Origin of the sequence: Rhizohabitans arisaemae, assembly GCF_025996515.1 — a bacterium.
GTDB classification, from domain to species: domain Bacteria; phylum Actinomycetota; class Actinomycetes; order Streptosporangiales; family Streptosporangiaceae; genus Rhizohabitans; species Rhizohabitans arisaemae.
Genome location: NZ_BLRH01000060.1, coordinates 1,465,383 through 1,484,374 on the forward strand (window position 1 = coordinate 1,465,383; position 18,992 = coordinate 1,484,374).

Sequence of the window (18,992 nt, forward strand, 5' to 3'; positions counted from 1 at the left end):
GCTCGTAGATTCCCGTTAAGCCGGTGACATCGGTTTCGTCTCAGCGAAGGGGAGTCCGTGAACGTCGTGCGGGAGATTCCAGAAGTCATGCATCGCGCGCTCTTCAGAACACTGTCGTTGCTGACACCGCAAAAGCAGGGAGCGATTCTCCGCGGGTACTTCGACTGGTGGCATCGCAAGCCCGACCCCTGGGCTCTGGGAACCGACGGCTATGAGCTGCACAAGTACAAGACCACTCTCGGGCTGCTCCCCGCTCGCCCGTACAAGAGGATCTTGGAGGTGGGATGCAGTGAGGGCGTCTTCACCCGTGAACTGGCGGCGGTGTACCCCCAGGCTGAGATCACCGGGATCGACATCTCCCAGCGCGCCCTGGAACGCGCCCGGGCCCGGAACACCGCGGCCAAGGTCGAGTTCCTGCACGCCAACATCGTGACCCACCGGCCAGGCCGACACTTCGACCTGGTCTTCTGTGCGGAGACCCTCTACTACCTAGGCCGTCCCGACCGGCTCCGGCAGGCTTCCGCAGGGCTCGGCGAGTTGCTCGTCCCCGGCGGGCTCCTGGTCATGGTTCACCCGTGGCCGGAGGCCGCCCGGCTGCACCGCTACCTGGACGCCGACCCCGCGGTAGTGAAGATCGACGAGGTTGTGGACACCACCGCGCACCGCCCGTTCTCCGTCTCCCTCTACCAGGCCCATCAGTAGCTGAACCGTTCGGATACCCGATGCGTGGTAGGAGGCACAGGCTCGTACACCTTCGGGAGGTTCGATGTCCATTCGGCGACGGATGCCACTCGCTCTCACGCTGGCCGCGATGCTCACGATCTCCGGTACTCCGGCCCTGGCCGGAGCGGACACCACCCCACCCACGGTCCCCTCGCTGCTCTACGCGGACGGCTACCAGTGCTTGGAGGTGGCCGTGCTCTTCAACAGGTCCACCGACAACCAGGACCCGCAGTCGGCCCTGATCTACGAGGTGTTCGCCGACGGCGCGTTCATCGGCGAGATCTGGGACTGGGGTCGTACGCCGCTGCGTGGATTCGCCTACGCCCGGCACCCCGGAGTGAGTGTGATCACACTTCGCACCGTCGACACGTCCGGCAATCCCTCGGCCTTCGGCAACGCGATCCCGGTCACCACCTTCCCCTGCTGAGTACCGGCAAGCCGGTCCTTGGTGGTGGAATCGCGGCCTGAATAATTGATACGACAATCAGGTGTCGCGAGGGCAAGATGGTTCCCCTTGCAAGACGAACGGGGGAACGGTCGGTGCACAGCTACAGTCGAGATCTCGGCATGCTCAAGGACCGGCGTTTCACTCTTCTGCTCGCGACCCGGACGATCTCCATGCTGGGGAGCTCGTTCGCCCCGGTCGCCCTGGCGTTCAGCGTGCTGGCTCTTCCAGGTTCGAACGCCACGACGTTGTCGCTGGTCCTGACCGCCGAAGCGCTGCCCATGGTGGTGTTCATGCTGGTCGGCGGGGTTATCGCCGACAGATTCCCCCGGCACCGGGTGATCATGATCGGTGAGACGGTCAACGCGATGGCGTTCTTCGGCCTGTCCGTCATGATCATCAGCGGCTGGACCCCGCTGCCGGTTCTGATGGGCGCCGCGGCGTTGAGCGGGGTGGCCATCGCGATCCTCTTCCCCGCCTTGGCCGGGATCGTGCCGGAACTCGTGCCAGCCGATCGTCTCCAGACGGCCAACGCCCTGATCGGGTTGGGGACCAACAGCGCACGCGTGGCCGGGCTCGTCCTGAGCGGGGGCACCGTGGTGCTGATCGGCGGCGGGTGGGCGCTCGCCGTCAGCGGTGCCATGTTCGCCGGGGCGGCGTTGATGGTGAGCGCGTTGCGGCTGACCCCGGCGGAGCGCTCGGCGGAGGCACGGTACTCCGTCCTCGCCGACCTGCGCGCCGGATGGCGTGAGTTCATCTCCCGCCAATGGCTGTGGGTGGTGGTCGCCCAGTTCTCCGTGCTGATCATGGCCATGCAGGCCGCCCACGGGGTGCTCGGCCCGCTGATGGCCAAGGAGCATCTGGGCGGAGCACCGGCCTGGTCGGCGATCCTGGCGGGCGAAGCCGTCGGCATGATCTGCGGGGTGTTCATCGCGCTGCGGTTGCAGCCCAAGCGTCCGATCCTGGTTATCGCCATTCTGAGCGTGCCGACGGCACTGCCCTACGTGCTCCTGGGGTCGGGCGCACCCCTCTGGGCCATCATCGTCGGAGCGGCGCTGATGGGCGTCTGCTTCGACGTGATCGGGGTGCTCTGGAACACCACGATGCAGCGCGAGGTCCCCACGGAGTCGCTGTCCCGGGTGAGCTCCTACGACGCGCTCGGGTCGTTGATGTTCGGACCGATCGGACTGCTGATCGCGGGGCCGCTGTCGATCCTCATCGGCTTGAAGCCGGCGATACTGGCGTGCGCCGCGGTCGTGGTGCTCTCCTCACTCGCCGCGCTCCTCTCCCCCGGGGTACGGGGCCTTCGCGCTCCGGCTCCCGCGGCGGCGACGTGAGCTTCTAGCCCGTACGGGCCTCGGACGGCTTCCTGGAGTACAGCTCATCGAGCAGATCCTGAGTCGCCGAGGCCACAGCCTCGACGGCCCGTTCGAAGGCTTCGGCGTTGCGGGCGGAGGGCGACCGGTAGCCCGAGATCTTCCGGACGTACTGCAGGGCGGCAGCCCGTACGTCCTCCTCGGTCACATCGGCGGTGTACGGCTCGCGCAGGGTTTTGATACTTCGGCACATGGTTCGACCGTACGCCATGTCCCGGACGGCATGTGTTGATCTATCTTGGACCACGTGTCCTGAATAGCCGAGGGAGTTGTCAGCAGATGACCGATGTATCGCGAAGCACGCCGGTCACCCCGCTCTCCGATCAGGAGGAGACTCGGTTCACGGCGACGATGGCCGAGATGCTGAGCGGTGAGGTGGCGGCGAAGGGATCGGTGCGGGTGACCGCCAAGACCGACGACATGCGCCGTCTCTTCCAGGACGTGACGCGCAGAGTGGGGCTCATTCTGCAGCGGCCGGTGATCAGCTACTCGAACGGTCGCGAGATGGTGATCGCCCTCGACGCGGAAGACCGGTAGACGCCGAAGTTCACATACTGAGCGGAGCGGTCGGCGCCTCGCCTCACCAAGGCTGGACACACGCCACCCTGCTGTGAATACTCAGAGCGACGGTTTGACTACTCTCCGATTCGGGTCGTTCTCGCGGACGTGGCGGTCACGCGTTCCCCGGCCCGTTGCCGGCGCTTGGATGTGAGCTGAATCGGGGAGCCCCACAAGGAGGGCACATGCAATCACGGTGGCTTAGGACGCTCGCACTGACCGCGCTCATCGGCGGCACCGGGTTCGTCACGATGGGGGCGGCGGCTCCTCAGTCGCAGGTGGCACCCATCGCTGCTCCTCAGCAGGCTGCGAACTTCACCGACTACCAGCTCATCAAGCTTCCGAACGCCAATGTTCCCAACTTCCAGCGCCGTACGGTGTGGTGCCCGGCCGGTAAGCGGGCCATCGGGGGAGGTGCCGAGGCACAGGGCAACGAAGCGGTCCTGGTCGGCTCCTTCCCCACCGACGACGGCAGGGGCTGGATCGGCATCGGCCGCCAGCCTGGCTACCGCGATGTCGGGATCAGCGTCTTCGTCATCTGCGCCACGGTCAGCTGACCGGATCCGCCCGGGGTTCGGAATCAGACCCGCCTGGGGCCGTACAGGTCCCAGGCGGGTCTGATGTCGGATCGCATAACCCTGTATGACGGGAGGGGCGATCCCGGTAAGTCGCCGACTCGGAAGATCCTGTCCGCCTGGGCAGGATCTTCTGCGTGAAAGGGAGCTTTCGGCCCGGCAAGGAGTGGGTCTCCAGGACTGAGACCCATGTTGGGTGCGTTGTCCCTGTCAGTACGGCGAGCTGGTCTACCAATTGCCACGTATGTCTCCGACATGCATCAGGTAATCGGTCATTACTATTGGCAATATTCGGGCGGTTGGTGCTCCAGGTCCTCATTGTCGGCAAGAGCCCGTGTATCCGATGTATCTGACCAGGTCACCATGGCGCGTGGGGTGCGGGCATCACTGATCGGACATAGTCATAAATATGGCATCAATCGCATCCGCAGTGTGAATAGTAGAGGTCCGCTACCGTATGATTAGGATGGCCATTTCTTGGAGAAGCCTCATGGAACTTTTCAGCACAATAAGTATCGTATTTAATGGCATTATCGACTGATTTTAGGGCTGTGGGGTGGGGTTGGTATTGGTGGAACCGAGCGAACGAGATGAGCTCAGCGTCACCGATGGCGACCTAGGGACCTATCAGATCAGTGGGACGGTAGCCGGCCCGGCACTCCAAGCGGGGGCGGTCTACGGAGGAATTCGGCTCACCCTGGGCAGCACAGCGGTGACTCCGATTCCCGCCCAACTGGGACCGGCTCCCGCAGTCTTCACCAATCGCAAGAACGAGCTGACCGAGCTGACCCGATTCCTGGGTGAACAGGGAGGCCGGTCGACTCTCATCGTGCTCAGCGGTCTGGGCGGCGTGGGTAAGACTTCCCTGGCACTTCGCTGGTTGCACGACATCCGGGACGACTACCGGGACGGCCAGCTCTATGTCGACCTCCGTGGCTCCGCACCCTCGGCGGCAGAAGTGATCCATCCAGATGAGGTGCTGGAGCGACACCTGCGCGCGTTGGGCGTGGCACCGGACCGAATCCCGCGGACGCCGGACGAGCGGCTGACCATGTTCCGCTCCCTGACCACAGGCAAACGTTTGATCATTCTGATCGAGAACGCGATCTCCGCCGCCCAGGTCCGCGCGACCCTGCCCGGTCCAGGTCCGAACCTCGTGGTGGTGACCACCCGGGCACGGCTCTCCGGGCTCACCGTGGACGGGGCGAGATTCCTGGAGGTCGCCCCGTTCGAGGGCGCCGATGCGCTGGCGCTCCTCGATCGGATGCTGGACAGCGAACGGACGAGTCGTGAGCCCGAGGCCGCTCGTTCCCTGGTAAAACTGTGCGGCAATCTACCCATCGCGGTGTGCGCGGCCGCCGCTCGTCTGGCGCTGCGCCCCAATTGGCCGATCAAGCGGGCCGTCGGGGAGCTTCGTGACGCCACGAGACGGCTCGCGATGCTCAGCGTTGAGGGCGACATCTCATTGCAGGCGGTGTTCGACCTTTCGTACCACGGGTTGTCCGACGAGCAGGCGGCGTTCTACCGTCGGCTCGGGCTCCATCCGGGCCCCGACTTCGGGCTGGGAGCCGCCGCCGCCGTAGCGGGCGTCGACGAGGACGACGCGGCACAGATGCTCGATCATCTCAGTGGTGCCAGCCTGGTCCAGGAAAGTCCGAGCGAGGAGCGTTTCAGCTTCCACGATCTCCTTCGCCTGCACGCCGCCGACAAAGCCGAATCGGAGAGCTCCGACGAACGCCGCAAAGGAATCATCCGCCTCACCAGGTGGTACCTGCGCAGCGCAGCCGCAGCCGACTTGGTGGTGATACCCGGCCGATGGCACTTGGGGACCGTGTACGCGGAGCTCAAACGCGAGCGGTCGGCTTTCGGCACCGTGGCCGAAGCCCTCGACTGGCTGGAAGTCGAACTACCCAATTTGCTTGCGGTTCTGTATGAAGCAGAAGAAAACGGGCTCGACGAGTATGTCTGGCAGCTCTGTGAGTCACTCTGGGGCCTTTTCGTACACCGCAAGTACTACCGGCAATGGGTGAAGACCCATGAACTCGGTCTGGCTTCGGCGCGGCGGTGCCAGGACGAGCGTGCGGAGTCCCGCATGGCGGGAGCTCTCGCATCAGCCTTCCTCAATCTCCATCGCTTCTCCCGCGTCGTCGAGCTCTGCGAACCGATGGCGGAGCGAGAACGCGCCGGAGGCCGCCCACTCGGGGAGGCCCTAGCCCTGGAACGGCTCGGTACGGCGCACCTGGGCCTGGAACGGCCGGAGCAAGCGATCGACTACTTCCGGCGAGCACAGTCGATCTATAAGAGGATCTCGCAGCACCGTGGAGCCGCGATCGCCTCGATGAGCTTGGGCGACGCCTACCGGGCGGCCGGAGACTTCGAGGAGGCCGTACGTCACCTGCTGCCCGCGCGGGACTACTTCGCCGAAACCGGGGACGATTACAACCGTGCCGGAAGCCTGATCGCGCTAGCGCGTGCCCACCTGTCGGCCGGACGTCCCGAGGCTTCGGTCGGCTTCATCACCGAGGCGATGCGGATCACCACTCACATGGGTGCCGACCATAAGCACGCCGTTGCCCGCATGCTTATGGCCGATGCCGTCACCACCCTGGGCGACCACTCGGCCGCCAGGCCTCACCTCGAGAAGGCTCTGGAGATCTTCCTCACGCTCGACGCGCCTGAAGCGGAGACCGCTCGGAAACTACTGGCCACGTTGCCTCCACCGTGACCCGATTCGTCAGCTCTCCCCCGGCCACCGTCCAAGCGTGTACGGCGGAGGCCGCCCGGCCGGAGTCGGGTTCCCGGATGACCGTCACCCAACCGTCTCGGGTCCCCACAACACGGGTCCGGCGGCAGTCGACCGCGGCGACCAGGCATCCCGGATGCCGGAGAAACACCTCCGCGAGCAAGGTCCAGGCATTGACGCCGGGGGAGTGATCCCGTACCACGATCACATCCGCTAAGGGCAGCCACGCCTGGTCCTGAAGGTCGGTGCGGAGATGCTCGTCGATCAGGACCGACGCCATGCCCGGCGAGGAGACGACCGCACGGACCCAGACCGCCGTCATGCGATCACGTCCCGGAACGGGACCGGTCTGGGGACGACCCGGGTCTCGGCAGGGAGCGTGGGTTCGGCCAGCCCGATGAGTCGATACATCTCAGCCCGAATGATCTCGGCGGACTGCCCCGGTACGGAGGTAAGCCGTCCGCGCAGCAGCTCGGAGCCGTCGGGAGACCATTCCCTCATCGCCGAATCGAGCTGGGATGCCAGATCCCGGTCGAGACCCAGACGCGGAGCGAGCCCACCGAGGCACTCGAGCACCGACCCGGGTACGACCCTCTCGGCCGGGAACGAGGCCAAGAGGGTGGGAACGCCCAGTGCGGCCCCGTAGCAGGTCACCGACCCGTGGTCGCCGATGAGCGCGTCCGCGGCCACCAAGGCGGCTCGCCAGCCCTCCTCCGGGGGAAGCAGGAGGACACCGGCGCGTTCGCATTCGGCGTGCCAGGAACGCACCTGCCGCCGGCCGTGCCACGTCCAGAAGTTGGGGTGGATGACCCCCACGATCCGGTACGCCTCCCGGGGGAGCTCCGCGGCCAGGCGGGTGAGAAAGCCGGCGGGAAGGCTGCCGAGGGTCGACGTCATCCCCCAGGTGGAGGTGACGACCACGAGCCGATGTTCCGGGTCGACGCCCAGCGCCTGCCGATAGCGGGTGCGCTGCCCGATGCTGGCCGTGATCCGATCGAAGCAGGGGTCACCTGCGACGACGGCTGCCGGGAGTGCGTCCGGGCAGACTTGCGCCAATCCGGCACGGTGCTCCTCGTGGCCCAGCATGATCGCGGATGGAACCACTCGTCCGTGGCAGACGAGGGACTGCGTCACCGTGCTGTTGACGGAGAGGGCGGCGGAAAGCCCGGGGCCGTCCCAGCGATGCGCGAAGACGTTGGGTCCCGCCCCATGGGAGAGGGACATGATCGGGGCATGGAGCTGCTGCAGCAGCCCCTGTCCAGCGGTGACCGCCAGGTCGAACCGGCTCAGTATGGCCTGCTTCCAGGGAATGACGTGTGCTCCCAGGTCGTCCAGGAACCGGTCGGTTCCCCCCGTGAAGATCGAGTTCGGGGGCACGGTGTACGCCACGTGAATCCTGGGGTCGCCCTCGATGAGGGGCAGCACATCGAGCAACCGGGTGACCCCGGCCACGTGATGCGCAACGCCCAGCACCGTGCGCAGGCCCCGGCGTGTCCCGCCTTTGGCCGCGTCCAACGTAAAAGGACCTTGAACGTTCTGATCTCCGTACATCATGGTGATCCTCGCTTCACCGTCGTCGAACGACCCCTGATCGGGCCTGGTTCGAGCGTGGGGAAGCAGCCTGGATGGAACCCTTGCGGAGCGCTTGACGGAATGCTTGCAACTCTTCATCGGGCTCCGATACGGGCCCACACGCATCTCCGTAGCCAACAACCCAAGTTCCGGATCTTACCTCCATGATCGTCGCCCGCCTGGGCGGCTGACCGCTTAACCCATGGCACCCTGGCCGCGAGGGACCGCCTGAGTTTCCGGGTCAAAGCGGGCACATCCAGCAGGCCGGGTTCGGGACGTGACCCGGAATCGACGTTTCTCCGGTCCATCCACAAGGGCTTGTTGATGTCGAGCCTCTCTGGGCTGTCCCTCAGAGCCCGCTCCATGGAGATCAGGACGTGGGAATCGACTCGTCTCGTTTGAGCGACCTTATGAGTTTCAGATGCACATATCTCTAAGAATCGGGCACCCGATTGGGTGCCCGAAGAAGTTGGAGTACCAGCGATGTGATCAGTGGGTGAGCCTGGCCAGCTTGGTGTAAGCCTTGATCACGGTGATCGCAGCTCGAATCATGAATACCGAGCGGTCGTTGGCCGACGGCCTTGATGGGGTGTGCAAGCTGGTGTTACTGGTGCTATTGGTCAGGCGTGGCCTGTCCGCAGCTGCCTGAGCGTTGGCTGTGCCAGCGAAGGCGAGGAGGCAGACAGGTACCAGCAGCGCCGTTGCTGCTATACCTAGGGTTTTGTGCTTCATTGGGGCACTATATACCTACTGGTTCTGGTTTCTATGCGTATGGGTGATATGTAAACTTTTGTGATCTTCTGGTGAGTATGGCGAACGGAAGATTCCTGATTGGCCATTAGCTGGTTTGGCAATTTTCAATCGGGCTTCTTTGGTATGGGTTCTGGCGGGAATCCAGGGGGCGTGAGAGAGTCCGAAGGATGAGCTGAATAGGGTTAGGGCTCTGCAGAGGGGCAGAGATGAACTTCAGGTTTGTCTCGGGGGTTGGATTAGGTCTCTATGTCGCCGAGCGGAAGCACCACCTGGGAACGCCACGGGAGCAGTGTGTCCTCGCCATTCTGCTTCTGGCTCGCGGTCGCCCCGTTACCATAGATAAGATCATCGAACTTATTTGGGATAATCGCCCGCCTTTAAAGGCCCGGGAGACGCTCCACACCTATATATCGAGGCTTCGAAGCCGACTGGGTGCTGCCGTAGGGGAAAGAATACGTATCCCTCCATGTGACGGAGGCAGTTACGTCCTGGAGATCGATCAGGAAGCGGTCGACCTGTTTAGGTTTGAAAGCCTGAAGCAACAGGCGTATGCGGTGGCAGACACGGGGGACCTCAATCTAGCCGTTGAACGGCTCCGTCAAGCTGAAGAGCTCCTGAGTGGTAAGCCGCTCGCCGGGCTGCCTGGGACATGGGCGGCAGGCGTCGGCGAGCGATACCTGGCGGAGCTGCACGAGGTCCGACTGAAATACATCGAGTTCGAACTCGAATTGGGACGCCATGTCCAGGTGATGGGCGAGCTCGACGAGATGCACCGGCAGCAGCCGGCGGACGAAACCGTGGCGACCCACCTGATGACCGCGCTGTATCGGTGCGGTCGCCGTTCGGACGCGCTGGGGCTCTATCGTCGGGTGAGCCGCACGCTCCGGGTGAGCGAAGGGATTTCTCCGGGCCCGCTGATCAGCGAACTGTACGAGAGGATTCTGCGGCAGGACGCCGATTTGGCGGTAACACCCGCATATCGGGGGCAGGAAGGGACCTCGCAGCCTGATACCCAGATCAAGGACGTTCGGGAATTCACCGGGCGTGCGAACGAGGTGGATGTCATCGCAGGCCTCTCCGGAACGATGGATTCACCAGGTTCAACAGTGCTGATCCATGGAATGCCCGGTGTCGGAAAGACGGCTCTCGCCGTCCATGTCGCGCACCGACTCGCCATGCGATATCCGGATGCGAACCTGTATCTGGACATGCGTTCGCACGACCCGCAGGCTCCGCGGCTTGAGCCGGCGACGGCGCTGTCCATGTTGCTGGGAATGTTGAACGTGCGGTCGTCACGCATACCGGCGACCCTGGAGGGTCGATCGGCGCTGTGGAAGGCGGAGATTACCCACCGCCGGATGCTGGTGGTCCTGGATGACGTCGCGGACATGGAGCAGATACGACCGATTCTGACCCGTTCGACGGCGAGCCTGATTCTGATCACGAGCAGGGTCCGGTTGGACGCGGAGGCAACCGACGGCCTGACGTATCTCCCCCTCGACGGTCTTCCGACGGCGGACGCCGGTGACCTGTGCGCCCGTCTGACCGGCTGGCACCGCACGTCCAGAGCGGTCGGGCGTGTTGTCGAGGTCAGCTCGGGTCTGCCGCTGCTGATTCGACTGCTGGCACCGCATATCGGCTCTATCACCGAGTCGACCAGGCTCGGCGGCATAGGGGAGAACGAGCTGCCGGCTGAAGTGATGAAGGTGCTGTCGACCGCCGTCGAGTTCTCCTACCGGGATCTCACCGTGGTTCAGCAGCAAGTCGTTCGCCTCTTGAGTTTGTGCCCGGGCAGAGTCTTCTCGGTAAAGATGGCGTCGGTCCTCATCAATCGGGATATCGGTCCCACTCGGGACCTGCTCGTCACCATCGGTAAGCACCACTTGCTGCAGGAGATAGGACCTGAGAGTTATCGATTCCACGATGTGATCTACGAATATCTTCATAGGCGTGTACTACGCGAAGAATCGCTAAGCGTTCAAAGATCCTCCATGAGACGTCTTATAGACCACTACCTCCGTGTGGTGGACGGTGCCGACGGCGCTCTCTATCCGCAACGAGGTAGGCCGCCGGTCCACTCCGCCAAGCCGATCTCTTCGGAGGCCGCGAAGCGATGGCTGGATGAGGAGTGGAGAAACGTCCTGGAGATCGCGAGATATGCCGCGGACCACGAGAGGCATTCGGAGTGCGTCGAACTGGTTCACGCGATCGCGGAGTACCTGGACACCGAAGGGCACTGGGGAGACGCCGAGGCCGGGCATCGGCTGGCGGTGCGGTGTGCCGAGGAGCTCGGCGATCGTCGCGCCCAGGCCCAGGCCCTGGTGGATCTGGGATTCATCCGGTATCGGCTGGGGAACCACGACGCCGCACTTCGTGACAACCGTCATGCTCTCTCCATATACAGAGCGCTCAAGGATCGGGCAGGGGAAGCCTTGGTGCTGGATCGTGTGGGCATCGTGAAATGGGCCTCCGGTAATTTCCGCGAGGCCCTCGCGTACTACGAGGATGCCCTGGCGATTCACCGGGAGCTGAGTAACCGCTTGGGAGAGGCGGACACTTTAGGGCACAGCGCGCTCGCCTACTGGAATCTTGGCCTCTATCAGGAGTCTTGGCAGCTCATAGAGATGGTATTGGAGATTCACCGCGAGATCGGGAACATCCGTGGCTATGCCAAGGCGCTGAACAACGCCGGCGACATGCAGCGACATCGTGGCTATCATCGGCATGCGATGAGGCTCTACGAGGAGTCGCTGGAGATCTTTAAGAAGATCCCCGGTCGGCAGAATATCGCCATCATCAACAACAACGTGGGCAACATATGTCAGTACAAGGGCCGACATGAGGAGGCGCTCTCCGCGTATCGCATGGCAAGAGCTGAGTACGTGCATCTGGGTGATCGACGAAACCAGGCCGATGTGCTCCACAGTATCGGGACGACCTATCTCGACATGGGGTACAAGAGGGAGGCGCTCGTCCACTTCCAGCAGGCCTTGCGCCTGGCCGAGGAGATCGGTGATCGATACGAGAAGATCCTCGCGTTGATCGGCGTCGCCGATGTGGATCGGGCCCTCGGGCGGCTGGAGTCCGCGCTCGGCGGCTACGAGGAGGCATTGTCGCTGGCGCGTGGCATCGGCGGACGCTATGAGGAGGCACAGATTCACGAGCGAATGGCTGACGCGATCACTCAGCGCGAGGGGCGTGAGGCCGCCCGCATATCGCTTCGGCAGGCCCATGTGCTGTTCCGGGAGCTCGGTTTGAAGCGTGCGGAGGAGATCGACATCCGCTTGCAGAGCCTGGAGGACTCGATTCCCCAACGATTGCCTAATCTGGACAATCGGCACATTTCTTCTGATTTGTGACACTCTTCTCGACTGGGAGATAGGCTGCTCGCGCGTCACGGAACCAGGTTGACTCGTCGAGTTTTTCGATCAAGGAACCTACCCGCCCCTGCTCTGTCGGATGCCGATTTGTACTCGAATAACCAGTGCACGCAGGACTCATATTTTGATTGAATACAGGATGTTCAGTCGTCCGCTTTAGTGCTACGCCACATTGGCGGTCTCCGTCACGACGTGACCTGTAAAGTTTCTCACCTCTGAAACTTGGCGCCAATGATCATGATGTGCTGCTGTCTCCGCGTCGCTGTGGGGTGTAGGCATGGAGGATCCCGCGATTCAGTCGGTCGACGCGATGACTGACACCAGGTATGAGGCATTTCCCCACGCCCCCACGCCGCTGGTGGGGCGGCACGCCGCGTTGGACGTCTTCGGTCGCGCGCTGGAGACCACGGCGAGCGGCGCGTTCCGTTTCGTGACCTTGGTCGGCGACCCCGGGGCGGGCAAGACCCGGCTGCTGCAGGAGCTTGTCGCCGAGGCGAGTCGTCGGAGTGTCACCGCCCTGTGGGGCCGTGCCGCCGAGTTCGAGCAGATGATGCCGTTCAGCGCGGTGGTGGACGCGCTCGACGACCACCTGGAGGAGAGCTCCGCCGACCTGCTGGCGAGCATGGGGCAGGCGCAGCTCAGCCTGCTCGCCGAGGTCTTCCCCACGCTGGCACACGCCGCGCCGGGCACCGAGGCGCTTCCGGCCGGATTCGATCAGACCGGGCTTGTCCGCTACCGCTCGTATCGGGCGGTCCGGCAACTCCTCGATGGAATCTCCCACCCGTCCGGACTTGCGCTGATCTTGGATGACGTGCACTGGGCCGACGACACCTCACTTGAGTTTCTCGACTATCTGGTCCGGCACCCACCCCGCGCCCCGTTGCTGGTGGCCGTCGCCTACCGGCCGGCCCAGGCTCCACCCCGGCTGAGCGCCCTCGCGCACGCGGCGGGCAGCCACGCGTTCGAGATCGGGGTGGGACCGCTCACCCAGTCGGAGGTCGACGAGTTTCTCGGTCCCCAGGTGAGCCAGGCTCGGCGGAGGGAGCTGTACCAGGCGAGTCGCGGCAACCCCTTCTACCTTGAGGCGCTGGCCCGGATGAGTGAGCGCGGGGTCGACGAGCTGCCCTCCTCGGTGCGCGCCGCACTCCACGTCGAACTGGGGGATCTGTCGTCCGGCGCGCTTCTGGTGGCTCAGGCGGCCGCGGTCACCGCCGACGAGTTCGAGCCCGCGCTCGCCGCGGTGGCGGCCGAGGTGTCCGAGGAGTCCACGCTCAACGCGATCAACGAACTCGTCGCCCGCGACATCGTCCGCCCGTTCTCGCCGGCCGGGCGGTTCAGATTCCGGCACCCTCTGGTCCGGCAGGCGGCGTACGAGTCGGCCGCAGCGGGGTGGCGCCTGGCCGCCCATGCACGGACAGCGCGTCGGCTGGCCGTTCTCGGCGCGCCCGCCATAGCGCAGGCACACCACGTGGAGCGCTCGGGATCCTTTGGTGATCAGCGGGCGATCTCGACGCTGACCGAGGCGGCGCGAGCGGTGGCCACCCAGGCTCCGGCCACGGCGGCGCACTGGCTCAAGGTGGCGTTGCGCCTCATGCCGGACGACCTGGTCGGAAGGGAGACCCGGCTGGGGCTGCTCATGGAGCTCGCCAGAGCGCAGAGCGTGAGCGGTCGGCTCGCCGAGGGCAGGGACACGGCGCGCAAGCTGCTGCGCCTGCTGCCGTCCGAGGACTACGCCAGGCGGGCCAGGGTGGCGCGGCTCTGCGGGGTCATGGAGCGGCAACTCGGTCACCCGCATGAGGCGCGTGCCCTACTTCTCGACGAACTGCGCCAGATTCCGCATCCGCACGCGCCGGCGGCCATAGAGCTGCGCATGCGGCTGGTGGCCGAGAGTTTGATGCGCGTGGATTTCCGGGCCGCGCAGGCCGTACTCGACCTCATGCCGGACAAGGCCGACGACTGGGAGCCCGGACTGATCGTGGCGGTCGCCGCGGTACGGCCGATGCCCGCCTACGCGGCCGGCCGCATCGCGGACGCCGTACGGTATCTGGAGGCAGCCGATCGGCTGGTGGCGTCCGCACGTGACGAGCACCTCGCCGAGTGGCTCGACGCCGTGGTCTGGCTCTGTTACACCGAGATGATGATGGGGCGGTACGACGACGCGCTCCGCCACTTCGACCGGACCCTCAGCGTGGCCCGCCGTACGGGGCAGAGCTACATCCTGACCTATCTTCTCGCCGGGCAGGCTCTCACGTTCACTCGGCTAGGCCGTTTGTCGGACGCCTTGACCGCGGCCGAGGAGGCCGCGGAGGTGGCTCGGCTCCTCCGTTCCGGGGAGGCGCTGGTCTTCGCGATGGCGCAGCATTCGCTGGCGGCGGCGTGGGCGGGTGATCACGAGGCCGCGCTGGGGACGGGGGCGGAGGCGGTGCGGATGAGCGTCGGCGGGGGCGAGTGGTGGCAGGGGATGGCCCGATACGCACGGGGGACGGCTTTGATCAACTCGGGTCAGGTGGACGAGGGCGCGGAGGTGATCCTTGATCTTTGCGGCGATGCGTCCACGCCGTCCCTCGATCCGGGCACCCTGGTGGCCTGCTGTGAGGTGATGGCTTCCATCGAGGCGGCGCAGGGGAGAGCCGACGCGTCGGCGGGGTGGGCGGCTCGGGCGGAATCGGTCGCCCACCCGGACTTGGAGATCGACTCCGGGCTCGTGGCCCTGGCCCGGGCGCACGCGACCCGGGCGAGTGATCCGGTGGGAGCCGCAGGCCTCGCCGTCCGGGCCTCCGAGCTGTTCGTCGCGTACGGGCGGCGCGTCGACGCCGGTCGGGCCATGTTCACGGCGGGACTCGCCTATCGGGACGCCGGGGACTCCGGCCGGGCCCGGGAGAATCTGCGTTCGGCGACGGAGATGTTCGACCGCTGCGGGGCCCGGACACTCCATGCGCAGGCCGTACGGGAGCAGCGGCGTCTCGGTGTACGGGTGCACGTGCCGTCGGCGCGTGGCGACGGTCCGCACGGGCTTTCGCCCAGGGAGCTGGAGATAGCCAAGCTGGTGGCGGAGGGCAACACCAACCAGCAGATCGCTAAGAGGCTTTTTCTCAGCGTTCGAACCGTTGAGACGCATCTGTCCAGGGTTTTCATGAAGCTAGGGGTGACTTCGCGAGTCGGAGTCGCCACGGCGCTCAACCGGCAGCCGTAGGACCGTCGCGGGCATCCCAAGCGAACCCTCCCGGCCCAGCCGAAAGTACGGGTTTTCCACGATGCCGTACCTTCACCGCCGTTGGCATTCTTGGAGTTGACAGAGGACGGAAGGACGGCCAGATGGAACACCGCATTCCTCGGTACACGCACGATGGTGTCGCCGATGCCGAAGTGTCGGTGTACCCCTTCGCGACCGAAGACGAACTCGGGCTCACCTTGACCCGATTCCGGCGCGAAGACTCTGACGACGTCGTGCTACTGATTCACGGTCTGACCTCATCCAGCGACATGTTCATCATGCCGGAGCAGCGCAACCTGGTGAACCACCTGCTCGCAAGCGGTTTCACCGACGTCTGGGCGCTCGACTTCCGGATGAGCAGCCGGTTTCCGTACAACGTGGAGACCCGTCGTCACAATCTCGACGACATCGCCCTCTACGACATTCCGGCCGCGGTACGGGCACTCCGCCGTCACGTGGGGAGTCGACGGGTGCACGTGATCGCTCACTGTCTCGGCTCGGTGTCGTTCATGATGAGTCTGTTCGGCCAGACCGTCACCGGCATCACCAGTATGGTCGCCAACAGTGTCGGGCTCACTCCGAGAGTGCCCGCCTGGTCGCGGCTGAAGCTCAAGTTCGGCCCGACCCTTCTGGAGTACGGGCTTGGCCTGTCCTATCTCGATCCGCGTTTCGAAGCGGCACCACCACTCAGCCGACGCCGGCTGCTCGCACGGATGGTGTCACTGTTCCACCCTGAATGCCGGGCATCCGCCTGTCACATGCAGAGCTTCATGTGGGGCAGCGGAAAACCGGCCATGTACCGGCATGCCAACATCTTGCCGGAGACCCATATTCACGAGCGTCTCGCCGATCTCAATGGTGCCTCAGACGTGCACTATTACCGGCATGTTCACAAGATGGTCGAAGCCGGCAGGGCAGTGAAGTACGACTCGCGGGATCCGCGCCACCGCGATCTGCCCAACGATTATCTTGATGACGCGGCTCTCGTGACCACACCGATTCTCTTTGTCACGGGCGACCACAACGATGTCTTCGCGGACTCCAACGTGGTCTGCCATCGCATATTGTCCCAGGTCGTTCCCGGGATCCATGAGCTGCAGATCATCCCCGGGTACGGCCATATCGACCCCTTCATCGGGAAGAACGCCTACCTCGATGTGTTCCCCCAGATCGTCGACTTCCTGAAAAGACAGGCCGCGTGATGTCGTATCGCAAAACCGGCGGCACAGGCGAGCATGTGGACGTCGTGGTCGTCGGCTCGGGGTTCGGAGGTTCCGTCTCGGCGTACAGGCTGGCCGAGGCGGGACACTCCGTGGTCCTCCTCGAACGAGGCCGAGCCTACCCGCCCGGCACGTTCCCCCGGAGCCCGTCACAGATGGGACGGGCATTCTGGGACCCTGCCAAAGGGCTCTACGGGATGTTTGACGTATGGAGTTTCCGGGGTTGCGACTCGGTGGTCTCCAGCGGTCTCGGCGGCGGCTCGCTGATCTACGCCAACGTGCTGCTCAGAAAAGACGAGGAATGGTTCGTCAAGGCCGACCCGCTCCCCGGCGGGGGATACGAGTCGTGGCCGATGACCCGCGACGACCTCGAACCGCACTACGAAGCCGTCGAAGCGATGCTCGGCGCGATGCCGTTTCCGCTCGACCAGCCGATCTACGCCGACACCGCCAAGACCCGGGCGATGCAGGACGCGGCGGCCGAACTCGGTCTCGAATGGTCCCTGCCCCCGCTCGGAGTCAGCTTCGCCCCCGCCTACGGTGAGCGTCCCGGGCTCGCCCTGCCGATCGTCGACCGCGAGTACGGCAACCTGCACGGTATGCCCCGCAGGACGTGCCGGCTCTGCGGCGAATGCAACATCGGATGCAACGACGGCGCCAAGAACAGCCTCGATCACACCTACCTGGCCGCCGCGCGTCACCACGGGGCAGACCTGCGTACCTGGCATGAGGTCCTGGCGATCCGCCCGCGGGCGGGAGGCGGCTACGAGGTCGACTACGTCCGCCACGACCCGCAGACCGGCCCGCGCGACCTTCCGATCCACACGATCGGCTGCGACCGGCTGATCCTCGCCGCCGGCACCTACGGCACGTCCTACCTGCTGCTCCGGAGCCGGCTCAACTTCCCCGGGATGAGCAAAGCCCTCGGCACCCGGTTCTCGGGCAACGGCGACCTGCTCTCGTTCCTGCTGCGGGCCACCGACCGCAGCCGTACCCGACCGATCAACGCCAGCCAGGGCCCGGTGATCACGAGTGCCATACGCCTCGCGGACGGCTGGGACGGCTCCCCCTCGGCGAGCTGGGGACACCGCGGTGCGTACATCGAAGACGGGGGTTACCCGGGGTTCGTCGACTGGCTGGTCGAAGGCGCCGACGTGGGCAACGAGTTCAGCAGGGTGATGCGCTTCCTGATCGAACGGCTCCGCGCCTTCGTCACCCACGACACCAACCTCTCCGCGGAGATCTCGGACCTGCTGGGCGACGGGGAGTTCTCCGGGAGTTCGCTTCCGCTGCTGGGGATGGGGAGAGACGTTCCGGACGGGCGGCTACGGTTGCGCGACGGCAAGCTGGACGTCATCTGGAGCGGCGAATCGAGCGACGAGTACTTCGAAAGGCTTCGCGGGACCATGCGGCGGATCGCCGACGTACTCGGGGCCGAGTACGCGGACAGCCCCGTCTGGTTCGGCAGACGTGTCGTCACCGTACATCCACTCGGTGGCGCTCCGATGGGGGTGAGTCCTGATGAAGGGGTGTGCGATACCTACGGCGAGGTGTTCGGTTATCCGGGCCTTCACATCGCCGACGGGGCGGCGATTCCAGGTCCGGTGGGGGCCAACCCCGCACTCACGATCGCGGCGATGGCGGACCGCATGTGCACACGACTACTGGAGAGCACATCCATGAGCGTAGCGACCAGAGGTGGGAAAGTGCTCGACGAAATGGAGACCGCGGTGACATCGCTCTCGTTCACCGAGGCCATGCGCGGATACTTCACCGCCGGTACCGGTGATCCACTTGAGGGAGAGCTGATCGGAAGACTGCACGGCGAACAGTTCGGCTTTCAACTCACCATCACCGCCGATGACGTTGATCGGTTCTTGAGTTATCCCGAGCACCTGGCCCGGGCTGAGGGATGGATTGATGCCGCCATATGCGGGGGCCGGCGTCGCATAGAGCGGGGCTGGTTCAACCTGTTCACCCCAGGGAGCACACCGGACCGCCGTGAAATGCGTTACCGGTTGTACTTCTACGACGGAGAGAACCAGCCCCGCACCCTCAGCGGCTGGAAGGACATCCACGACGGGCCGCCGACCCGGCTGTGGCTCGACAGCTCGACACTGTACGCCCGGCTCCTCGACGGGCACCTCACCGAGAGCGACGAGGAGAAGGCCACCGTGCTCGGCGCGGGCACCCTGCGGATCAGACCCGCCGACCTCGTGCAGATCCTCACCACCTTCAGAGCGTCCGGCCCCGAAGCGGCGTTCTCGCTCGCCAGGTTCGGAAAGTTCTTCCTCGGCCAGCTCTGGGACGTGTACGGACCCCACCTGAAGTAGCCCATCCAGGACACGCGAAGGTGACCTCTTTCTATCGTTCCGGCGGCAAGGTTCAGGATTCTTGCTGCTAGAACGACCATTGCCGGATCAGTGTGGATCT

Annotated in this window: 14 protein-coding genes; 10 read left to right on the plus strand and 4 right to left on the minus strand. The window is 64.9% G+C overall.

Annotation, left to right across the window (positions count from 1 at the left end; genetic code table 11):
* Positions 1-57 precede the first annotated feature (57 nt).
* The 3 genes from RUR_RS35215 to RUR_RS35225 all read left to right on the plus strand — a co-directional run bounded on the left by RUR_RS35215 (position 58) and on the right by RUR_RS35225 (position 2,505).
* Positions 58-702 carry a class I SAM-dependent methyltransferase gene (locus tag RUR_RS35215; protein ID WP_283139558.1) on the plus strand — a complete coding sequence of 215 codons (645 nt, stop codon included), beginning with the start codon at positions 58-60 and terminating at the stop codon, positions 700-702.
* An 82-nt stretch (positions 703-784) separates the two neighbouring features.
* Positions 785-1,150, plus strand: a complete 366-nt coding sequence (locus RUR_RS35220) for a hypothetical protein (RefSeq protein ID WP_283139559.1) — start codon at positions 785-787, stop codon at positions 1,148-1,150.
* A gap of 113 nt (positions 1,151-1,263) precedes the next feature.
* Positions 1,264-2,505, plus strand: a complete 1,242-nt coding sequence (locus RUR_RS35225) for an MFS transporter (protein WP_283139560.1) — start codon at positions 1,264-1,266, stop codon at positions 2,503-2,505.
* A 4-nt stretch (positions 2,506-2,509) separates the two neighbouring features.
* Here the strand turns inward: RUR_RS35225 and RUR_RS35230 are convergent, their stop codons facing one another.
* Positions 2,510-2,737 (minus strand): DUF2277 domain-containing protein, encoded by a 228-nt coding sequence (locus tag RUR_RS35230; protein WP_283139561.1) that lies wholly within the window; start codon positions 2,735-2,737, stop codon positions 2,510-2,512.
* Positions 2,738-2,823: 86 nt separating this feature from the next.
* Between RUR_RS35230 and RUR_RS35235 the strand changes: the two genes are divergently transcribed.
* The 3 genes from RUR_RS35235 to RUR_RS35245 all read left to right on the plus strand — a co-directional run bounded on the left by RUR_RS35235 (position 2,824) and on the right by RUR_RS35245 (position 6,402).
* Positions 2,824-3,081, plus strand: a complete 258-nt coding sequence (locus RUR_RS35235; protein ID WP_283139562.1) for a hypothetical protein — start codon at positions 2,824-2,826, stop codon at positions 3,079-3,081.
* A 206-nt stretch (positions 3,082-3,287) separates the two neighbouring features.
* Positions 3,288-3,659: a hypothetical protein gene (locus RUR_RS35240; protein WP_283139563.1), complete on the plus strand. Its 372-nt coding sequence runs from the start codon at positions 3,288-3,290 to the stop codon at positions 3,657-3,659.
* A 730-nt stretch (positions 3,660-4,389) separates the two neighbouring features.
* Positions 4,390-6,402 carry a tetratricopeptide repeat protein gene (locus RUR_RS35245; protein WP_283139564.1) on the plus strand — a complete coding sequence of 671 codons (2,013 nt, stop codon included), beginning with the start codon at positions 4,390-4,392 and terminating at the stop codon, positions 6,400-6,402.
* Here RUR_RS35245 and RUR_RS35250 read toward each other — a convergent pair.
* The 3 genes from RUR_RS35250 to RUR_RS35260 form a co-directional block, all read right to left on the minus strand.
* Positions 6,338-6,742: a hypothetical protein gene (locus RUR_RS35250; protein ID WP_283139565.1), complete on the minus strand. Its 405-nt coding sequence runs from the start codon at positions 6,740-6,742 to the stop codon at positions 6,338-6,340. The genes RUR_RS35245 and RUR_RS35250 overlap by 65 nt on opposite strands.
* On the minus strand, positions 6,739-7,935 hold the full coding sequence (locus RUR_RS35255) for a hypothetical protein (protein ID WP_283139566.1): 1,197 nt from the start codon (positions 7,933-7,935) through the stop codon (positions 6,739-6,741). The genes RUR_RS35250 and RUR_RS35255 overlap by 4 nt, the downstream gene beginning before the upstream one ends.
* Before the next feature lie 546 nt (positions 7,936-8,481).
* Positions 8,482-8,724, minus strand: coding sequence for a hypothetical protein (locus RUR_RS35260; RefSeq protein ID WP_283139567.1), 243 nt, complete (start codon positions 8,722-8,724; stop codon positions 8,482-8,484).
* Positions 8,725-8,951: 227 nt separating this feature from the next.
* Here RUR_RS35260 and RUR_RS35265 point away from each other — a divergent pair, with 227 nt between their 5' ends.
* The 4 genes from RUR_RS35265 (at position 8,952) to RUR_RS35280 (ending at position 18,892) form a co-directional block, all read left to right on the plus strand.
* The gene (locus tag RUR_RS35265) at positions 8,952-12,104 is read left to right on the plus strand and encodes an AfsR/SARP family transcriptional regulator (protein ID WP_283139568.1); all 3,153 of its coding nucleotides are present in this window, start codon (positions 8,952-8,954) and stop codon (positions 12,102-12,104) included.
* Between the two features lie 298 nt (positions 12,105-12,402).
* Positions 12,403-15,318 (plus strand): helix-turn-helix transcriptional regulator, encoded by a 2,916-nt coding sequence (locus tag RUR_RS35270; protein ID WP_283139569.1) that lies wholly within the window; start codon positions 12,403-12,405, stop codon positions 15,316-15,318.
* Between the two features lie 122 nt (positions 15,319-15,440).
* Positions 15,441-16,541: an alpha/beta fold hydrolase gene (locus RUR_RS35275; RefSeq protein WP_283139570.1), complete on the plus strand. Its 1,101-nt coding sequence runs from the start codon at positions 15,441-15,443 to the stop codon at positions 16,539-16,541.
* On the plus strand, positions 16,541-18,892 hold the full coding sequence (locus RUR_RS35280) for an FAD-dependent oxidoreductase (protein WP_283139571.1): 2,352 nt from the start codon (positions 16,541-16,543) through the stop codon (positions 18,890-18,892). Before RUR_RS35275 ends, RUR_RS35280 begins: the two co-directional genes overlap by 1 nt.
* Positions 18,893-18,992 lie beyond the last annotated feature (100 nt).

Bases quoted from the DNA above. Each gene is read 5' to 3' on its own strand.
- RUR_RS35220 (WP_283139559.1), top strand. From the start codon at position 785: ATGCCACTCGCTCTCACGCTGGCCGCGATGCTCACGATCTCCGGTACT.
- RUR_RS35230 (WP_283139561.1), bottom strand. From the start codon at position 2,737: ATGTGCCGAAGTATCAAAACCCTGCGCGAGCCGTACACCGCCGATGTG.
- RUR_RS35235 (WP_283139562.1), top strand. From the start codon at position 2,824: ATGACCGATGTATCGCGAAGCACGCCGGTCACCCCGCTCTCCGATCAG.
- RUR_RS35240 (WP_283139563.1), top strand. From the start codon at position 3,288: ATGCAATCACGGTGGCTTAGGACGCTCGCACTGACCGCGCTCATCGGC.
- RUR_RS35250 (WP_283139565.1), bottom strand. From the start codon at position 6,742: ATGACGGCGGTCTGGGTCCGTGCGGTCGTCTCCTCGCCGGGCATGGCG.
- RUR_RS35260 (WP_283139567.1), bottom strand. From the start codon at position 8,724: ATGAAGCACAAAACCCTAGGTATAGCAGCAACGGCGCTGCTGGTACCT.
- RUR_RS35265 (WP_283139568.1), top strand. From the start codon at position 8,952: ATGAACTTCAGGTTTGTCTCGGGGGTTGGATTAGGTCTCTATGTCGCC.
- RUR_RS35270 (WP_283139569.1), top strand. From the start codon at position 12,403: ATGGAGGATCCCGCGATTCAGTCGGTCGACGCGATGACTGACACCAGG.
- RUR_RS35275 (WP_283139570.1), top strand. From the start codon at position 15,441: ATGGAACACCGCATTCCTCGGTACACGCACGATGGTGTCGCCGATGCC.
- RUR_RS35280 (WP_283139571.1), top strand. From the start codon at position 16,541: ATGTCGTATCGCAAAACCGGCGGCACAGGCGAGCATGTGGACGTCGTG.